At 65.2% G+C, this 17,467-nt stretch carries 16 protein-coding genes; 8 read left to right on the top strand and 8 right to left on the bottom strand.

The genetic code is table 11. The annotated features are described in order from the left end of the window. Positions 1-36: 36 nt before the first annotated feature. The gene (locus tag NJ75_RS08180; protein WP_236727094.1) at positions 37-1,590 is read right to left on the bottom strand and encodes a M23 family metallopeptidase; all 1,554 of its coding nucleotides are present in this window, start codon (positions 1,588-1,590) and stop codon (positions 37-39) included. A gap of 166 nt (positions 1,591-1,756) precedes the next feature. Between NJ75_RS08180 and NJ75_RS08175 the strand changes: the two genes are divergently transcribed. After that, positions 1,757-2,800, top strand: a complete 1,044-nt coding sequence (locus tag NJ75_RS08175; RefSeq protein WP_052242200.1) for a DUF3667 domain-containing protein — start codon at positions 1,757-1,759, stop codon at positions 2,798-2,800. Between the two features lie 145 nt (positions 2,801-2,945). Here the strand turns inward: NJ75_RS08175 and ftsH are convergent, their stop codons facing one another. The 6 genes from ftsH to NJ75_RS23730 form a co-directional block, all read right to left on the bottom strand. Further along, positions 2,946-4,877 carry an ATP-dependent zinc metalloprotease FtsH gene (gene ftsH / locus NJ75_RS08170; protein WP_039333275.1) on the bottom strand — a complete coding sequence of 644 codons (1,932 nt, stop codon included), beginning with the start codon at positions 4,875-4,877 and terminating at the stop codon, positions 2,946-2,948. Between the two features lie 147 nt (positions 4,878-5,024). Beyond that, positions 5,025-5,975, bottom strand: coding sequence for a tRNA lysidine(34) synthetase TilS (tilS, locus tag NJ75_RS08165; RefSeq protein ID WP_039333272.1), 951 nt, complete (start codon positions 5,973-5,975; stop codon positions 5,025-5,027). 16 nt (positions 5,976-5,991) lie between these two features. Then, positions 5,992-6,984, bottom strand: coding sequence for a tetratricopeptide repeat protein (locus tag NJ75_RS08160; RefSeq protein WP_052242199.1), 993 nt, complete (start codon positions 6,982-6,984; stop codon positions 5,992-5,994). Between the two features lie 120 nt (positions 6,985-7,104). Beyond that, positions 7,105-8,085, bottom strand: a complete 981-nt coding sequence (locus tag NJ75_RS08155) for a helix-turn-helix domain-containing protein (RefSeq protein WP_052242197.1) — start codon at positions 8,083-8,085, stop codon at positions 7,105-7,107. 126 nt (positions 8,086-8,211) lie between these two features. Continuing rightward, positions 8,212-10,491, bottom strand: a complete 2,280-nt coding sequence (gene ptsP / locus NJ75_RS08150) for a phosphoenolpyruvate--protein phosphotransferase (protein WP_039333270.1) — start codon at positions 10,489-10,491, stop codon at positions 8,212-8,214. 148 nt (positions 10,492-10,639) lie between these two features. Further along, positions 10,640-10,798 (bottom strand): YdcH family protein, encoded by a 159-nt coding sequence (locus NJ75_RS23730; RefSeq protein ID WP_082013319.1) that lies wholly within the window; start codon positions 10,796-10,798, stop codon positions 10,640-10,642. 234 nt (positions 10,799-11,032) lie between these two features. Here NJ75_RS23730 and NJ75_RS08145 point away from each other — a divergent pair, with 234 nt between their 5' ends. The 6 genes from NJ75_RS08145 to nadA all read left to right on the top strand — a co-directional run bounded on the left by NJ75_RS08145 (position 11,033) and on the right by nadA (position 15,382). Continuing rightward, the gene (locus NJ75_RS08145) at positions 11,033-11,230 is read left to right on the top strand and encodes a YdcH family protein (protein WP_039333267.1); all 198 of its coding nucleotides are present in this window, start codon (positions 11,033-11,035) and stop codon (positions 11,228-11,230) included. A gap of 127 nt (positions 11,231-11,357) precedes the next feature. After that, complete coding sequence (locus tag NJ75_RS08140; RefSeq protein WP_174544576.1) at positions 11,358-11,843, top strand: DUF1465 family protein; 486 nt, start codon at positions 11,358-11,360, stop codon at positions 11,841-11,843. An 86-nt stretch (positions 11,844-11,929) separates the two neighbouring features. After that, positions 11,930-12,847 carry an MBL fold metallo-hydrolase gene (locus NJ75_RS08135; RefSeq protein WP_407668269.1) on the top strand — a complete coding sequence of 306 codons (918 nt, stop codon included), beginning with the start codon at positions 11,930-11,932 and terminating at the stop codon, positions 12,845-12,847. Continuing rightward, positions 12,829-13,482: a DUF4230 domain-containing protein gene (locus NJ75_RS08130; protein ID WP_039333265.1), complete on the top strand. Its 654-nt coding sequence runs from the start codon at positions 12,829-12,831 to the stop codon at positions 13,480-13,482. Before NJ75_RS08135 ends, NJ75_RS08130 begins: the two co-directional genes overlap by 19 nt. 112 nt (positions 13,483-13,594) lie before the next feature. Next, positions 13,595-14,326: a hypothetical protein gene (locus NJ75_RS08125; RefSeq protein ID WP_039333263.1), complete on the top strand. Its 732-nt coding sequence runs from the start codon at positions 13,595-13,597 to the stop codon at positions 14,324-14,326. Between the two features lie 57 nt (positions 14,327-14,383). Then, positions 14,384-15,382, top strand: a complete 999-nt coding sequence (gene nadA / locus NJ75_RS08120) for a quinolinate synthase NadA (protein WP_039333262.1) — start codon at positions 14,384-14,386, stop codon at positions 15,380-15,382. 1 nt (position 15,383) lies between these two features. On the opposite strand, the gene NJ75_RS08115 is transcribed toward nadA, so the two are convergent. Continuing rightward, complete coding sequence (locus NJ75_RS08115; protein ID WP_039333260.1) at positions 15,384-16,277, bottom strand: DMT family transporter; 894 nt, start codon at positions 16,275-16,277, stop codon at positions 15,384-15,386. Positions 16,278-16,359: 82 nt separating this feature from the next. On the opposite strand from NJ75_RS08115, the gene NJ75_RS08110 reads away from it, so the two are divergent. Continuing rightward, positions 16,360-17,466, top strand: a complete 1,107-nt coding sequence (locus NJ75_RS08110) for an alkene reductase (RefSeq protein ID WP_039333259.1) — start codon at positions 16,360-16,362, stop codon at positions 17,464-17,466. The last annotated feature ends 1 nt before the right edge of the window (position 17,467 follow it).

Here is a 17,467-nt window from a genome sequence, read left to right as displayed (position 1 = left end):
GCAGGAAGGCCTAGCCGCTGGCTCGCCCCGCTGCAATCATCGGGAGCGGTTAGCCGGGATCGCCGTGATCTGCGCGAGCTTGCTGCGGAAGGCGGCAAGCTGCGCCGGGTCGATAGCCGCGCGCTGGACGATCGAGGTCATCGACATCGGGTTCACCGTCTGTCCTGCGCGATACATCTCGTAATGGAGGTGCGGCCCGGTCGAAAGCCCGGTGGAGCCGACATAGCCGATCACCTGCCCGCGCCGCACGGTCATGCCCGCCGAAACGGCGATGCGGCTCATGTGGCCATAGCCGGTTCCGATGCCGCCGCCGTGATCGAGGCGAACGTAGTTGCCGTGCCCGCCATGCCACCCGGCAATGCTGACGCGGCCATCGGTGGCAGCATAGATGGGAGCCCCCCAGCTGGCGGCGAAATCGATCCCGGCGTGCATGCGCACATAGCCGAGGATCGGATGGCGGCGCGCACCATAGCCCGAAGTGATGCGGCCGTTGACCGGCGCACCGAGGAAACCCGTGGTCGCCTGCGCGCCCTCGGCCATGCCTTGCGGCGAATAGAACGCCCCATCGCTGCCCCAGCGCAGGAGTTGCAGCACCGGCTTTCCGGCGCGGACAACGCCTGCATAGAGCAGATCGCCGGCCTGCTGCTCGCCCGTGCCGGCGCGGCGATTGGCATAGACCAGGTCGAACTCGTCACCCGGCGCGATCTCCTCGAACGCCATGTGCTCGTCGATCGTGCGCAGGTAGTCCTGCACCGCAGACGGAGGTGCGCCTGCCGCGCGGGCGGAGCGATAGAGGCTCGCCCCGACGATTCCGCGAATGCGCTGTGGCGATGTGTCAACGGCAATGGCGTTGCTGGCGAGCGCCAGCGCGCCACCGCTGCGCCGGATATCGAGCGCGAGGTCGAAGCGGGGGCGGAACGACAGCTGCTCGAGCGGGCGCGGCTGCGCCGGGCTAGTGCGCGCGCCCAGGCGAATGGAAAAGCGCGTGCCTTCCGGAATTGCGCCGGGCTTGACCTGCCCACCCACCAGGTCGAGCACGCGCACGATGTCGGTGCTGGCAAGGCCGGCCCGCTGCAGCATGCGCGGGAAGCTGTCGCCGGCGCCAAGCGTTGCCGTCAGGTCGATGTTCGGACGCTCGGGCGCGGCGGCAAGCGGGATGACGGCGGACGTGGCGTTCATCCGTCGGCCGTTGTCCGCACCGAAGGCGAGCGGGCGGATGCCCTGCACGCGAAATTCGTCCTGCGCGGCATCGTCCATCAAGGTCAGCGGCGCGGCCTGCAACGGGGCAAAGCTCGGCCACATCAGCACAGCCGCCGCGCCGAGAGCGAGCATGGTGCCAAAGCCCCTGAACCAGCGGGCGCTGCCAAGATCTTCGGCAAGATCGGGCACGAGATCAAATCTGGCGAAAGCGCGCTCCACCGGCGCAGTCAGGCGCTGCCAGTGGCGCGACAGGTATTGCTCGGCAGTCTTGTGCAGAAGACCCCAGCGCGTCGGCAGCACGGGCGCGCGCGGCGGCGTGGTGCGCTGGCCGAAGCCGCTTCCCCCGCCCGCTCCACCGAGCGCCATCATCTGATCCCGCGACGTGTACACGCGTGCTGCTTACCCTCTTGGGCTCCGGACTGCACGGACAAGGTTAATGTTCCGTGAAATCAGCCTCCCCCTTGTCGCGCCGTCTCACTTGTCGCGCCGTCTCAAGGGTGTGGCGAGAACGTCGCACGCTCGTTATGCTGCAACAAGTTACAGGGGGAACGAGATTTTGAACGGCACCGAGACTCTGGGCGACATGGCGGGCGCGCTGGCAGCGGCACGCACCGTGGAGCCGACGGCGGGCGAGCATCGGGCCGACGGTCACACCCACGAATCGGCCTGCCTCAATTGCGCCACGCCGCTGGTCGGCAGCCACTGCCATGCCTGCGGTCAGGCAGCACACGTTCACAAGACGCTCGGCGCGTTCTTCCACGACCTGCTTCACGGCGTGTTCCACTTCGAAGGCAAGATCTGGCGCACGCTGCCCCTGCTGGTGACCAAGCCCGGCAAGCTTACCCGCGAATACATCGACGGACGGCGGGCGAGCTATGTTTCACCGATCGCGCTGTTCCTGTTCTGCGTGTTCGCGCTGTTCACCACGATCAATTCGCTGGGCGGCGATATTGGTGCCAGCGTGAATACGACGGTAGAGCAGGGCCTCAAACAGGAACGCAACGATCTGGCGGTCCTCGAGGCCGAACGGATCGCGGCACGCGGCGACGCCGCAGAGCTGGCGAAGATCGACGCAGCAATTGCCGAAACGCGCAAGAACATCGCCGGGCTGGAGCAGGTCAAGGCGAGCGGCATCAACGTCGGCAACATCGATACCAGCGGCCTCGAGACTGCCAGCGATATCGGCTGGATCAACGAAGCGGTGAAGAAGGCCAAGGCCAATCCGAGCCTCGCGCTCTATAAGGTGCAGAACTACAGCTACAAGCTGAGCTGGGCATTGATCCCGATCTCGGTGCCGTTCCTGTGGCTGCTGTTCCCGTTCAGCCGCCGCTTCGGGCTTTACGATCACACCGTGTTCGTCACCTATTCGCTGTGCTTCATGACGCTGCTGGGCATCGTGGCGACCGTCGGGGGCAGGCTGGCCCTGCCCGGACTACCCGCGCTCGCTTTCCTGCCGCCCTTGCACATGCTGCTGCAGTTGCGCGGCGCTTACGGCCTGTCCTGGTTCGGCGCATGGTGGCGGACGTGGTTCCTTAGCCTCTTCGCTTTCGTCGCCATGATGCTGTTCGCGGTGGTAATCCTCGTGGAAGCGGGGGGATAAGGCGCCCCACCCCCGCTCGACCTGAGCCTGTCGAAGGACGCCGGTGCTTCGTGTGCATCCTTCGACAGGCTCAGGATGAGCGGTTTTTTCAACGAAAAGGGCGGAGGTTGCCCCCCGCCCTCTCGCTTTAAGATCTGGCCGGGGATCAGGCCGGCTGCGGATTGGTCGAGCCGAACTTCTTGCCCGCGCGCGGCACCGCCGAGCCCTGGGCCGCAACCGGCCGGGCGGTGCCCGTCGGGTTCTGCGGTCGGTCCAGCTTGCCGCTGTCGAGCAGTTCCTTGATCTCGTCGCCGGTCAGCGTCTCGTATTCAAGCAAGGCCTGAGCGAGGAGGTGGAGCTTGTCCTCGTTGGTCTTGAGAATGTCGGTCGCACGGGCGTGTGCGCCGTCAACCAACCCGCGGATCTCGCTGTCGATCAGCTTGTTGGTCTCGTCCGAGACGAACAGGCGCTGCGAACCGCCCATGCCGAGATAGCCTTCCTGCTGGTCTTCATACTGCAGCGGCCCGAGCTTGTCCGACATGCCCCACTTGGTGACCATCGAGCGCGCCAGCGAAGTGGCGTACTGGATGTCAGAAGATGCACCGGACGACACCTTGTCGTGCCCAAAGATCAGCTCTTCCGCCACGCGTCCACCCATCGCGACCGAGAGGTTCGCGTGCATCTTGTCACGGTGATAGGAATAGCTGTCCCGTTCCGGCAGGCGCATGACCATGCCTAGGGCCCGGCCACGGGGGATGATCGTTGCCTTGTGGATCGGATCGGATGCCGGTTCCTTGACCGAAACGATGGCATGGCCAGCCTCGTGATAGGCGGTCATCTTCTTTTCGTCGTCGGTCATGACCATCGAGCGGCGCTCGGCCCCCATCATGACCTTATCCTTGGCGTCCTCGAACTCCTGCATGGCAACGAGACGCTTGTTGCGGCGCGCGGCCAGCAGGGCGGCTTCATTGACGAGGTTGGCAAGGTCGGCACCCGAAAAGCCGGGCGTGCCACGCGCGATCGTGCGCGGGTTGACGTCAGGCGCCAGCGGCACCTTCTTCATGTGCACCGACAGGATCTTCTCGCGGCCTTCGATGTCAGGGATCGGCACGACCACCTGGCGGTCGAAACGACCGGGACGCAGCAGAGCGGGATCGAGCACGTCGGGGCGGTTGGTTGCCGCGATGATGATGATGCCCTCGTTTGCCTCGAAGCCGTCCATCTCGACCAGCAGCTGGTTCAGCGTCTGCTCGCGCTCGTCGTTCGAATTGCCGAGGCCGTGGCCACGGTGACGGCCGACCGCGTCGATTTCATCGATGAAGACGATGCACGGCGCGTTCTTCTTGGCCTGCTCGAACATGTCGCGCACGCGGCTCGCGCCGACGCCGACGAACATCTCGACGAAGTCCGAACCCGAGATGGTGAAGAACGGCACGCCCGCTTCGCCCGCAATGGCGCGGGCCAGCAGGGTCTTGCCGGTGCCGGGCGAACCGACCAGCAGCGCACCCTTGGGGATCTGGCCGCCGAGCTTGGAAAAGCGCGAGGGATCGCGCAGGAACTCGACGATTTCCTCCAGTTCCTCGCGGGCTTCGTCGATGCCGGCGACGTCATCGAAGGTCACGCGGCCTGAACGCTCTGTCAGGAGCTTGGCCTTGGACTTGCCAAAGCCCATCGCGCCCGAACCGCCGCCCTTCTGCATCTGGCGCAGCGCGAAGAAGGCAACGCCGAGGATCAGCAGGAACGGCAACGAGTTGAACAGGATGTACATCAGCATGTTCGGCTGTTCGGCCGCCTTGCCGGCATACTGCACGCCGTTGTCCTGCAGCAGCTTGGGCAGATCGGCATCACCGGGGACCGGAACGGTCGCGAACTGGCTGCCGTTCTTGAGCGTGCCGGTGATGCGCTCGGGCGCGATTTCGACCGAACGGACCAAACCATCGCTGACCTGGGAGCGGAAGGCCGAATAGGGGATTGTCGTCGCATTGGTATCGACCCGCGACCCGAACATCGAAACCACCAGCAACAGCGCGAGAAAGATTCCGCCCCAGACAAGGAGGCTCTTGATCCACGGATTACCCTGGGGCTGGTCGTCGTTCATCGCTGTCTTTCCGCAATCGCCCGGAAAACGCGGGCGGGTATGGAGGCAATGTAGGATTGCCACCCCGATTCTCAATATCGGGTAACTCGCAATATAGCGCGAATGTGGTTTTTCAGCGACCTGTACCGATAGGGCATGGTGCAAGGGTCAAGACCTGGACGCGTGCGGGGGCGCCAAGGTGAACCGCCAGGCGTTTGCCCGTGCATCGCCCTTTACGCCCCCTAGTGTCGCCACTCCGCCCTCGCGCAGCATTCCAAGCCACCGGACCAGCTCCGCGCCCCGTGGCGCACCCGCACCCAGTGCGGCCAGCACGCGCTCGAGCAGGCGCATCGCGAGCACATCGGGCAAGCCCGACGGTGGGTTCCACGTGAAACCCTCGCCCGCAGCCACGACCTCCTCCCAGAGCTGGTCGACCACCCATTCCAGAGCGGCATCGGCGTCGGCAAGGTTCCGGGCACTGCGGGCGAAACCCATGATGGCAAACGCTTCGTTTGACGTCAGGGCGTCACGCATGCGCACCCGCTCATAGCCCGGATCGCGGTTAGACGGATCGTCGGCAGCTGCAAGACCGGCGACGTCTACAACAGCCTGCAACTCCGCCCGCCGCCATGACAGCAAAGGCCGGAGCAACCTGAGCCTGGGGGCGCCCGGCACTTGCGCAACGGGCCGCATCGCTGCCAAGCCTCGCAAGCCGACACCACGATTGAGCCGCATGACCATCGTCTCGGCCTGATCGTCGGCATGGTGGGCGGTCACGATTGCTGCAAGCCGTTCTGCCTGCGCCCATTCGGCGAGCGCTCGATAGCGCGCCGCGCGGGCCCGCTCCTGCACGGCGCTGCCCTTTTCCAGCGAAAGCGTCAGCGTCTGATGCGCGATGCCGCGCCCGGCGCAGATCGCAGCGACCATCGCCGCTTCCCCTGCCGATTCCGCGCGCAAGGCATGATCGACCGTGGCCACCTGAAAGTTGCGCGGCGCAACTTCGTGGAACAGCAGCAACATGGCGAGACTATCCGGTCCGCCCGACACGGCAAGTCCGACCGGCCCATGCGGAGCGACCGCTGCCCACTGCGCGGCAAAACGCGCAGCAGCAGCGGTCAGGCTATTTCCGTGTCCATTACTTGCACTTCACCGAAGCGCGCGCGCCATCGTACTGGCCCTTGAGACGACCGGCGACTTCATCCGGATAGGCCGAGGCCAGTTCTGCGAACGCACCGCAAGCCTTTTCGGTATCCTTGAGGCGCACCATGGCAATCCCGAGATACAGCAGGCTGTCTGGCGCACGCGCGCCCTTCTTGTCGGCAAGGTAGTTCTGCAGGAAGAACTGCGCAGCGGTGCCGGGCTTGCCATCATCGAGCCAGGCCCGACCCAGCAGGTTCCGACCGAAGCTGATCATGTTGTGCTTGGGATAGCGATCGACATAGATCTGCAACTGCTGCTGCGCTTCGGGATAGAACTTGGCTTCCCACAGGCGGAAGCCGTAGTTGTAGTCGTCAAGCGCGGCATCGCCGGTCGCAGGCTTCTCGATCGCCTGAACTGCGGCCACGCGCGCCGCCGAGGGCGATGCCGGCTTGGCGGCAGGCGTCGCAGGCTTGGTCTCGGTCGGCTTGGTGGCGGCGGGTGTCGTGGGTTTCGGTGCCACGGGCACGGGAGCGGGCGTTGTCGTGACGACAGGCGCAGGCGTCGCCGCGGGCTCTTCAGGCGCCGGTGCGGCAGCGGCCTCCAGCTTGGCCAAGCGTTCCTCGATCTTGGCCAAACGGTTCTGCCCTTCCTCAACCTGCGCCGTCAGTCGTGCCATCTGCGCCTCGACCGCGTCCATCCGTGCCAGAATGTCAGTCACCGCTGAAGAAGCCGGCGCGCCAGCCGGTGTCGTGGTTGTCGGCCCTGCAGTGATTTCCGGAACGAAAGTCTTGCCGGCGCCCTCAGGGAAGACCTTGCGCTGCATCGCGCGGATTTCCGCCTCGATCCGGCGCAGACGCATTTCGGGATCGACCGGTGTGGCAGTGGTCTTCTGTGCAGAGGACTGGGCCAGCACCGGCGCGGCGATCGGGGCGGTCAGCCCCAGAAGGATGGCTCCAAGCGGCGCGGCACGCCGGAAAGTCATGGTCATGGTCGTTCCCGTTCAGCGGCGCACGATCCCCCGCGCACCCTCAATCAACGCCTCAAGTTTGCCCGATAGCCCGCACCAAGTCGAGACCGGCCAGCGGTTTATCCGCCTCCGCCCGTCACTTCAGCGCTGGGCGGCAGGTGGCGGTGATGCCTCAGCCTGGGTCGTCGCCGGAGCCGCTGTCGGCTCGCTGGCCGCCACAGGCCGTTGCGCACGGGGGCGCGGCGCAGGCCGTGCGACCGGGGCGGCCGCGGAAGGCGTCGGCACAGGACTTGCCGTGGCGGCAGCAGTGCCGCGCGCGAGCAGGGCCGCTGCGCTGACAGCAACGTCCTTCACGATGCCTTCCTTCTCGGCAATGCGCGGAACCGGTTGCCCGCCCACCGTGATCGCAAGTGCATCGGGACGCCCGGTCCACAGCTTGGGTTCGGGCACGTCGGTCGGCACGGTGAAGCTTTCGCCCTTGGCCAGTTCCTTCTGCAGGATCTGCTTGCCGGTGCCGTCGTAGAACTTCACCCAGATGCGATCTTCGGTGGCCGTGAACACCACCGGTCCGGCTGGTGACGCAACTGGCGCTGGTGCGGCGGCGACCTGGTTCGGGACCGGCCTGGCCTCTTCCGGCCCGACCAGCGGGGGCAGTTCAGCCGACGGGAGATAATAGCTGCGCCAGAACACCAACCCCGCCAGCGCGATTGCGATGACCAGACCGGCAGCGAGCCATGCGGTCAGCCGCGAAGGCGTCTTTTCCGGATCGCCCACCTCGAACTGATTGATGACGCGGGGCGGCGGGGGCGGCGCCTGCTGGTCCAGCTCGGCCCGGACGGCCTCGGCAACAACCTTGTCATCCAGGCCGACAGCCCTGGCGTAGCTCTTGGCAAAGCCGAGCGTGTAGGGCCTTCCGGGAAACGCGGCATAATCGCCCACCTCAAGCGCCTGCAGATGCCGGGTCGTTACCCGCGTGGCCTGCGAGAGCTGCTTGATGTCCAGCCCTGCGGCCTCACGCGCCGCGCGCAGCATTTCACCCACGCTCTGTCGGCCCGGCTGCCCGGCGGGCATGGGCGTGGTGTCGATATTGGTAATGTCCTGCAGACCGCCGGCTTCAGCCAAGGCGTTACTCCCGTCTTCCGCGTATGCTTTGCAACCCGTTAACAGGGTTCGCGTCACCCCTGCGAATGTCAACGGCTTTCGACGAGGAATTGCGGATTTCGACGACGAAACGCCCCTGCGTCACCCTCAGTCGCACTCGATCCCGCGCGAGGAGGCCCATTCCGCGATCGCGGAACGAAGGTCCTGTGGGGGATCGGACAGCCAGCCAGCCATCGCCGCGCGAATCTCGTTCACATCGACCTTGCGGACGAGTTCCTTGACCGGCCCGACAGCGGCTGGCGTGATCGAAAGCCGTGTGATGCCAAGGCCGAGCAGGGCGAGCGCCTCCAGCCTGCGGCCACCCATCTCGCCACACACCGTCACGTCGGTTCCGAACGGCGCCACCGTGTTCACCACGCGACGCAGGAAGCGCAGGATGGCCGGGCTGAGCCAATCGTAGCGTTCGGCAAGCTTGGGATTGGCGCGATCGGCCGCGAACAGGAACTGTGTCAGGTCGTTCGTGCCGATCGACAGGAAGGATAGCTTCGGGGCCAACAGGTCAAGACACTCGGCCAGTGCCGGGACTTCGAGCATCGCCCCGTAGCGGATCGCCTCGGGCAGGATCTTCTTCTGCTTGCGCAGGAACGCCAATTGACCGTCGAATACGGCCTTGGCGGCATCGAACTCCCATGGTTCGGTGACCATGGGGAACATCACGTTGAGCGTGCGCCCACCTGCCGCTTCCAGCAGGGCGCGTGCCTGCACCTTCAGCAAACCATCGCGTTCGAGCGCCACGCGCAGCGCGCGCCAACCCATTGCCGGGTTCTCTTCGGCCTCGCCGTCGTTGTGGCGCAGGTAGGGCAGCACCTTGTCCCCGCCGATATCAACCGTGCGGAACACCACCGGGCGATCGCCGGCCGAGTCCATCACATCGCGATAGAGCCGGGTCTGGCGTTCGCGCGAAGGCAGAGTTGCGGAAACGAGGAACTGGAACTCGGTGCGGAACAGGCCGATGCCATCCGCGCCGGTAAGGTTGAGCATGGGCGTATCGTCACGCAGCCCTGCGTTCATCAGCACGGCGATGCGCGTGCCGTCGCGGGTGAAAGGCTCGACCTCGCGCATCGTGGCGTAATGGGCCTGCCGTTCGCGGTTTCTGGCAAAGCGCGCTTCGAACGCCTCGATCAGCGTGGGTGCGGGACGGACATCGACCACGCCCTGATCGCCATCCAGCAGCAGGTGATCGCCATCGCGGACCTTGCCGCGCAGCGCCCGCATGCGGCCGACCACCGGTATGCCCATGGCCCGCGCCACGATGACGACGTGCGCGGTGAGCGAGCCTTCCTCGAGAATGACCCCCTTGAGGCGCCGCCGGTCGTATTCGAGGAGTTCGGCAGGGCCGAGATTGCGCGCGATCAGGATGGCATCGCCCTTGAGGCCCATGCTGGCTGCCGTGCCGAGCTGGCCCGAGACGATCCGCAGCAGGCGATTCGACAGATCCTCCAGATCGTGCATGCGATCGGCCAGCAACGGGTCGTCGATCTGGCGCATGCGCATGCGGGTACGCTGCTGGACGCGCTCTATCGCCGCTTCTGCCGTAAGGCCTGAATCTATCGCCTCGTTGATCCGGCGCGACCAGCCTTCGTCGTAGGCGAACATGCGGTAGGTCTCGAGCACCTCCTCATGCTCTCCCCCGACGCCGAACTCCGCCTGGCTGGCCATGCGGTCGATCTGTTCGCGCATCTTGTCGAACGCGAGGTAGACCCGCTGGCGTTCAGCCTCGGTATCCTCGGCAACGACATGTTCGATGGTGACGCGCGGCTGGTGATAGACGGCAACCCCGCTGGCCAGCCCCTTCACGAGCGTGAGGCCCTTGATGCGGTCCGGCCCGGTGAGGTGGGCCGGGACTCCCAGCGTCTCCTCGTCGTCGATCAGCTCCGCATTGGCGATGAGTTCGGAAAGAACCATCGCCACTGTCTGCAACGCCTCGATCTCGACCTCTTCGTAGCGGCGCGGCTCGACGTGCTGGACCGCAACTACGCCCACCGCGCGTTCGCGCCGGACGATCGGAACGCCGGCAAAGGAGTGGAACTTTTCTTCCCCCGTTTCGGGGCGGAAGGCGAAGTCGGGGTGGGCAGCAGCTTCGGCGAGATTGAGCGTCTCGACATTGCCAGCGATGGTGCCGACAAGGCCCTCACCCACGGCCAGCCGGGTGACGTGGACCGCCGCCTGGTTGAGGCCGCGCGTGGCGAAGAGTTCGAGCATCCCCTCGCGCAGGAGGTAGATCGAACACACTTCTGAATCGAGATTTTCGCCGATGACTTCGACGATCTGGTTCAGCTTGGCCTGGGCACCGGCGCGGGAGGCCATGACCTCGTGCAGCGAAGTCAGGATTTGTCGAGCAGAGGTGACGGCACTGAGCATGAACATGGATTAGCCTAGTGCGTGCGGTTTGGGAATGTTGCGCACAATCGGATGCGAAACCGATGTGGAGCGGATAGCTATTCACGCACGCCTTCACGCAAAAGAGCCGCCCCTCGGGGCGGCTCCGTGCGGTGCCTTGGAAGGCGGCGCGCGATCAGTGAAGGCGCGATAGCTCTTCCTTGATCTTCAGCTTCTTTCTCTTGAGCTGAGCCACCAGCGTATCGTCAGGGAGGGGCCGGGACATTTCCATCTGGATCTGCTTTTCAAGTCCGGCGTGCTTTGTCTGGAGTGCGCTGATGTGCGTCGATTCCATGCTTTTTCCTCCTTAAGGGAAAGCCCCCTTCAGAAAACCGCACGAGGCCATCCCCGTGCGGGGCGGCGCAACCTTTCAGCCGGTTCTTCACGACTCGAACAGGCGGCGCGTTGTCATGCTCCCACATTGGCCGTATCTTGCAAGTCAAACCGCGCCGGAGCGTTGCACTTTACGGGTTATGCCGTAAGTCGCAGAAGCCGACCGGTTCACCGGGTCGAAGGAGTTGGGCGGAACGTGACCGAAGAGGAAATGCGCAAGCGGCTTGCGGCGCTGCGTATCGAACACCGTGACCTCGACGCGGCGATCGATGCGCTCTCGCTCAATGGCGCCCGCGACCAGTTGCAGATCGCCCGCCTCAAGAAGCGCAAATTGCTGCTGAAAGACCAGATCGCGATGATCGAAGACTATCTTATTCCCGATATCATCGCCTGAAATCAGGCACTTGATTCACATGAGGGCGAAAAGCGCGGTGTCCCGTTAAGAAACGTTCACGAAACGGGACAAGCATCCGAGCGTTGTCCTGTTGGCGAAAGCCTGACCACAAGACTATGCGCTATCCATGCCTTTGTTGCCGAGCCTCAACCCGCGTATCATAGACGCCCTTCACGCGCAGGCCCTCGACCTTGCCGATAAGGTGCGCACCCGCTTCGACCGGCTACGCAACGAGACCAACCAGATCGTGGCCGACGACGAGGATCTGCAGCGCGTACAGGTAAGCTGCGAAGCGCTCCGCACGACGACGCGGGTGATGCACTGCCTCGCCTGGCTGCTGAATCACCGCGCCCATTTTGCAGGTGAGCTGTCGGAACTGCAACTGCGCCGCCATGGCCGCCTGATCGCGAACTTTCCGGACAGTGACCCCGAAGTCGTCGCGAATCTGCCACAAGACGTCCAGGCGCTGGTTCATGACAGCCAGCGCCTCTACCAGCGCATCCAGCGTCTCGAACAGGCATGGCGTTCCGAGGCCGTTGCCAATGGCAGTGCCGTGCAACGCCTGCGTGACCGTCTCGCCCGCGCTGTCGAGGATCATCCCAGCGCAGCGTGATTTTCATAACGTCATGACGCCGTCGCCGGCGATTTGACATGACTTGTGCGGTTGCGCGGGGGCACCGCAGCCCCCATACCCCAGCCATGGCCCAGATGCCCCCGATCCCCGACCGCAGCGAATGGCCCGTCGGCCGCGCCGAACAGCTCGAACCGCTGGTGCGCCGCGTGCTAGCGCCCAACCCCTCGCCTTATACCTTCACCGGCACGCAGACCTACCTCGTCGGCGCCGGCAAGGACGTGGCCGTGATCGATCCCGGCCCTTACGGCATGGACGATGTCGTCGGCTCGGAAAGCCAGGGCCATCTCGACGCGATCCTCGCCGCCGTGGGCGGTGCGAAGGTTGTCGCCATCGTTTGCACCCACACCCATCGCGACCACAGCCCGGCGTCGCGTCCGCTCGCCGAAGCCACCGGCGCCCCGATCATCGGCTGCGCACCGCTGACCATGGAAGATGACGGCCCGCGCGCCGATGCCGCGTTCGATGCCGACTACATGCCCGACCGCGTGCTTGCCGATGGGGAGCGCATTTCGGGCGATGGCTGGACGCTGGAAGCCGTGGCCACGCCCGGGCACACCTCCAACCACCTGTGCTACAGCGTGGTGGAAAGCGGCGCATTGTTCACCGGCGATCATGTCATGGGCTGGTCGACCTCGGTCGTCTCGCCGCCCGATGGCGACATGGCCGCGTACATGGCCAGCCTGCAGAAGCTCCATGACCGCTCCGATCGCGTGCTCTATCCAGCGCACGGGCCGCAGATCGACAACCCGCGCCAGCTGGTGCGCGGGATGCTCGGCCATCGCCGCCAGCGCGAGCGTCAGATCCTGCGCCTGCTCGAGGACGGCGGGCCGCACGCCATTCCCGAGTTCGTCAGCGCCATGTACAAGGGCCTCGATCCTCGGCTCCACGGTGCAGCAGGCCGCTCGGTGCTTGCCCACCTGCTCGATCTGGAACGACAGGGGCGAGTCCGGGTTGAGGATGAGACATGGATGATCCAGGCCTGACCACCCACCCTTCCCCGCAGCAATCCGCGCCCTCCCTCGCGCGGATCTCGCTTTTGCCGTGGGGCCTGTTCCTCGTTGCGCTTGCAGCGGCAGCGTTCTTTGCATGGAGATGGTGGCAACCCGACGATCTTGGCGATCCGCTTGCCACCAGCCTTGTTGCGTTCGAAAAGCAGGACAAGCTGACCGTATTCAGCGCCGAACTCGCTCCCGTCGTGTCGAGCAACGACTCCCGCCTGTTCGGCCTCGTCAATTCCAAGCAGGTCGCGGTAATCCCGGCGCGGATCGACTACACCATCAATCTTGCCCAGGTCGGTCGGGACCGGCTGACCTGGAACGCGGACGCACAGACCCTTTCAGTGCGCCTGCCGCCGCTCACTGTCAGCCGTCCCAATCTTGACGAGGCGCGCGCGCAATACTTGCGTGACGGCATCTGGATCAGCCGCGATGCACAGGACAAGCTGACTCGCGACAATACCCGCCTTGCCGAGGCGCAGGCGGTCCAGCAGGCGGCCAATCCGGTGCTGATGAACCTTGCGCGGCAAGCTGCCAGGGAAGCCATCGCCCAGAACCTGTCGATCCCGCTGCAGGTGGCAGGCTACGGCAAGGCCAAGGTCGAGGTCACGTTCGACAAGTAGCGGGCGACAAGTAACCGCCAATTCCGCAAAATTGGTTGCAAGTGTGACTGACATCACCGCCAGATCGGACCGAATCACCTAGCGGGCGCGTCGGGACTGGTGGAGACACCTTATGGCAACCGCCGCAATCAATACCGTTTATCCGTACTCGCGCGACCAGCGCTTCTTTACCCGCATGGCCATCGGCATGGCGGTGTTCGTCGTCTTTGCGTTCGGCCAATGGGCCCTGCGCGGCATGGCCTCACCGTCCACCGCACCGGTGTGGGTCCATCTCCACGGTGTGGCGATGCTGTCATGGCTCGGCATGTTCGTGCTGCAGAACCAGCTGGCACTCACCGGCAACATCGCGCTGCACCGCAAGCTCGGTTGGGTGTCGCTCGCCCTGGTCCTGTTCATTGCCGGACTTGGCATGTTCACCGGTCGCATGGCGATCGAACTGCACCGCGTGCCGCCCTTCTTCAGCAACGCATATTTCCTGGCGCTGACGCACATCGGCACCGCGCTGTTCGCCGCGATGGTCATCGCCGCGATCGCCATGCGCCGCGAAACGCAGTGGCACCGGCGCCTGATGATGGGTGCGATGATCCTGATCCTCGAACCGGCCATCGGCCGCCTCGTGCCCGCGCCGATCCTCGGCCCCGTGCTGACGCCGGTCGTCGAAGGTGCGTTCCAGCTCTTCGCTGTCGGCATCATCGCAATGCATGACCTGCGCGAGACCGGCACGGTGCATCCCGCCACCCGCTTCAGCGCCCTTGCGGTGGTGGTGCTGTTCGGCGTCATCATGGGGCTCGCCGTATTCCCGCCGTTCGTTTCGCTTGCTGAAGGTATTGCGGCAGCGGGCTGAGAACCCTAAGTCCCCTCTCGCCCGGCCGCCTTCCGCCGGTCGAGAGGACTTGATGCGATGACTGCCCAGCCCCTGAATCTTTCCGGCCTCGACCTGCGCGCCGAGATCGACCGCCTGCGCAAGGAGCGCAACGCGGTGATCCTCGGGCACTATTACCAGCGCCCGGAAATTCAGGACATTGCCGATTTCGTGGGCGACAGCCTCGAGCTTTCGCGCAAGGCTGCAGAGACCGATGCCGACGTCATCGCGTTCTGCGGCGTAAAGTTCATGGCCGATACCGCCAAGATCCTGTCTCCTGACAAGATCGTGGTCCTGCCCGACATGGATGCCGGCTGCAGTCTCGAGGATTCGTGCCCGCCCGACAAGTTCAAGGCGTTCCGCGAAGCCCACCCCGATCACATCGCGCTGACCTACATCAACTGCTCGACCGAGGTGAAGGCGCTCTCCGACGTCATCGTCACCTCCTCGAGCGCGGAAACGATCCTCGCCCAGATCCCGCCCGAACAGAAGATCATCTTCGGGCCGGACCGCCACCTCGGCGGCTACCTCAACCGCAAGTTCGGGCGCGACATGCTGCTCTGGCCGGGCGTGTGCATCGTGCACGAGGCGTTCTCGGAAACCGAGCTGCTCAAGCTCAAGGCCCAGCATCCGGGCGCTCCGGTAGCCGGACACCCCGAATGCCCGCCGCACATCATCGACCACTGCGACTACGTGGGCTCGACCAGCGGTATCCTGCAGTTTGCCAAGACCATGCCGGGCGACACGCTGATCGTGGCGACCGAGCCGCACATCATCCACCAGATGGAACTGGCCGTCCCCGACAAGACCTTCATCGGTGCGCCGGGCGCTGACGGCAACTGCAACTGCAACATCTGCCCGTACATGGCGCTCAACACGATGGAGAAGCTCTACCTCGCCCTGCGCGACCTGCAGCCGCGCATCGAGATGGACGAGGGCCTCCGCCTCGCCGCCAAGAAGAGCCTCGACCGCATGCTCGACATGGCCAGCGGCACGGTCGGCCTGGGCGATCTGGGGGCGAAGCCGTTCGGCAGCTGAGCTAGGCGCTCTTTCCCTCGCCCAGCCGTGCCAGTACCAGCGCGGTGCCGACCAGCGCCATGCCGATAGCGTCGGGCAGGGCGAGGACCTCGCCGAACGAGAGCCACCCGACTAGGACCGAGACGGCCGGTTGCGTGAGCAGGACCAGTCCGATCACCAGCGGCGGGAAGTGGCCGAGCGAATAGACCAGCAGGCCTTGGCCGACCATCTGGCTTGCCAGCATCAGGCCGATCAGCGGCCACCAGTTGTGTGCCAGTACCGGCTCACCCATCGCCAGCGCCGTGCCGAGCATGACCGGACAACCGGCAAGGCTTGACCAGAACAGCAGGCTCCACGGGCGAAGACGCTCGCGCACGTTCTGCACCAGCAGGATGTAGACGACGTAGAACAGCCCGGCGAGGATGCAGAACAGGTCTCCGGCCAGGGTGCGCGCATCGATCTCCATCGAGCGGCCAAGCAGCAGCCCGGCCCCGCCCAGCGCCATGGCCACTGCGGCAAATTCGCGCAAGTGCGGGCGGCGGTGCATCGTCACCAGGCCCCACACCATCAGGATCACGCTGCCGGAATTGCCGAAGAGCGTAGCGTTGCCGAGCTTGGTCCGCTCGATCCCGACATGCCAGCTTGCCAGATCGAGCGCGAAGACCACGCCGGCACCGACGATGAACCACCAGTCCTTGGCCGGATAGCCGCGCAGAGGCTCCCTGCTGCGCCATGCAAACAATCCGAGCAACGGCAGCGCCAGTGCCAGCCGCCAGAACCCCGCCGAGACCGGCCCGCTATCGGCAATGCGCACGAACCATGGGCCCAGCGCCAACGCAAGGTTTCCTGTCAGCAGGGCAAGGAAATGCTTGGGACTGGGGCGAAATGACAGGACCGCGTCACTTGAATTCGTCATGAGCGCAGCCTAATCCAGTTGCAAAGAGAAACTTAGAGGGAAACCTGGCGTTTCCCCGTCATCTTCGGAAAGGTCCTCTAGCATGCACGAACCGCTGTTCCAGCCCCTGCGCCTTGGCGCGATCGAAGCCCCGAACCGCATCATCATGGCGCCGCTCACCCGCGGTCGCGCTACCGGCGAAGGCGTGCCGACGCCAGTCATGGCCGAATACTATCGGCAACGCGCCAGCGCAGGCCTGATCATTTCCGAAGCCACCGGCATCAGCCGCGAAGGGTCGGGCTGGCCGAGCGCACCGGGCATCTGGTCGGCGGAACAGACCGAGGCTTGGAAGGCGGTGACCGAAGCCGTGCACAAGGCTGGCGGCCGCATCGTGATGCAGCTGTGGCACATGGGCCGCATCGTGCACCCGTATTTCCTGGGAGGCGAGCCGCCGGTTTCAGCCTCGGCCACCCGCGCGCCGGGACAGGCGCACACCCCGGAGGGCAAGAAGGACTTCGCCACGGCGCGGCCCCTGCGCCTCGATGAAATGCCGCGTCTTGTCGATGACTACGGCCTTGCTGCGGAAAACGCGAAGAAGGCCGGCTTCGATGGCGTGCAGCTTCATGCGGCCAATGGCTACCTGATCGACCAGTTCCTGCGCGATGGCACCAACCTGCGCGACGACGATTATGGCGGCAGCCCGCAAAACCGTGTGCGCATCCTGCGCGAAGTGGTCGAGCGCCTGATCGAGGTCTGGGGCAAGGACCTTGTCTCGGTGCGCCTCTCACCCAACGGCGATTCGCAAGGCACTGACGACAGCAACCCGGCGGCGACCTTCGGTGAGGCGGCCCGCGTTCTGCAGGACCTCGGCATCGGGTTCCTCGAACTTCGCCAGCCCGGCCCGGATGGTACCTTCGGCCAGACCGACGTGCCGCAGCAGGACGCGCTGATCCGCTCGATCTACACCGGCCCGTTGGTGCTCAACAGCGACTACACACCCGAACAGGCGGCTGCCGACGTCGCCTCGGGTCGGGCCGATGCGATCAGCTTCGGCCGTCCGTTCATCTCCAACCCCGATCTGGTCGAGCGCATCCGTGTCGGAGCGCACATCAATCCGAACAAGGGGGTGCCACAGACATGGTATTTCCCGGGAGAGGTCGGCTATACCGACTATCCTACGCTGGCGGAGGAAACCGCCTCGGCCGAGTAAC

It is taken from the genome of Novosphingobium subterraneum (assembly GCF_000807925.1).
In the GTDB taxonomy this organism is placed as follows: domain Bacteria; phylum Pseudomonadota; class Alphaproteobacteria; order Sphingomonadales; family Sphingomonadaceae; genus Novosphingobium; species Novosphingobium subterraneum.
Note: the sequence above shows the minus strand (reverse complement) of the source record. Positions and strands in the feature narration are given on the sequence as shown.

Excerpts from the sequence above, each read along its gene's own strand:
- ftsH (WP_039333275.1), bottom strand. The coding sequence starts at position 4,877 with ATGAACGACGACCAGCCCCAGGGTAATCCGTGGATCAAGAGCCTCCTT.
- NJ75_RS08160 (WP_052242199.1), bottom strand. The coding sequence starts at position 6,984 with ATGACCATGACTTTCCGGCGTGCCGCGCCGCTTGGAGCCATCCTTCTG.
- ptsP (WP_039333270.1), bottom strand. The coding sequence starts at position 10,491 with ATGTTCATGCTCAGTGCCGTCACCTCTGCTCGACAAATCCTGACTTCG.
- NJ75_RS23730 (WP_082013319.1), bottom strand. The coding sequence starts at position 10,798 with ATGGAATCGACGCACATCAGCGCACTCCAGACAAAGCACGCCGGACTT.
- NJ75_RS08140 (WP_174544576.1), top strand. The coding sequence starts at position 11,358 with ATGCCTTTGTTGCCGAGCCTCAACCCGCGTATCATAGACGCCCTTCAC.
- NJ75_RS08135 (WP_407668269.1), top strand. The coding sequence starts at position 11,930 with ATGGCCCAGATGCCCCCGATCCCCGACCGCAGCGAATGGCCCGTCGGC.
- NJ75_RS08130 (WP_039333265.1), top strand. The coding sequence starts at position 12,829 with ATGGATGATCCAGGCCTGACCACCCACCCTTCCCCGCAGCAATCCGCG.
- NJ75_RS08125 (WP_039333263.1), top strand. The coding sequence starts at position 13,595 with ATGGCAACCGCCGCAATCAATACCGTTTATCCGTACTCGCGCGACCAG.
- nadA (WP_039333262.1), top strand. The coding sequence starts at position 14,384 with ATGACTGCCCAGCCCCTGAATCTTTCCGGCCTCGACCTGCGCGCCGAG.
- NJ75_RS08115 (WP_039333260.1), bottom strand. The coding sequence starts at position 16,277 with ATGACGAATTCAAGTGACGCGGTCCTGTCATTTCGCCCCAGTCCCAAG.
- NJ75_RS08110 (WP_039333259.1), top strand. The coding sequence starts at position 16,360 with ATGCACGAACCGCTGTTCCAGCCCCTGCGCCTTGGCGCGATCGAAGCC.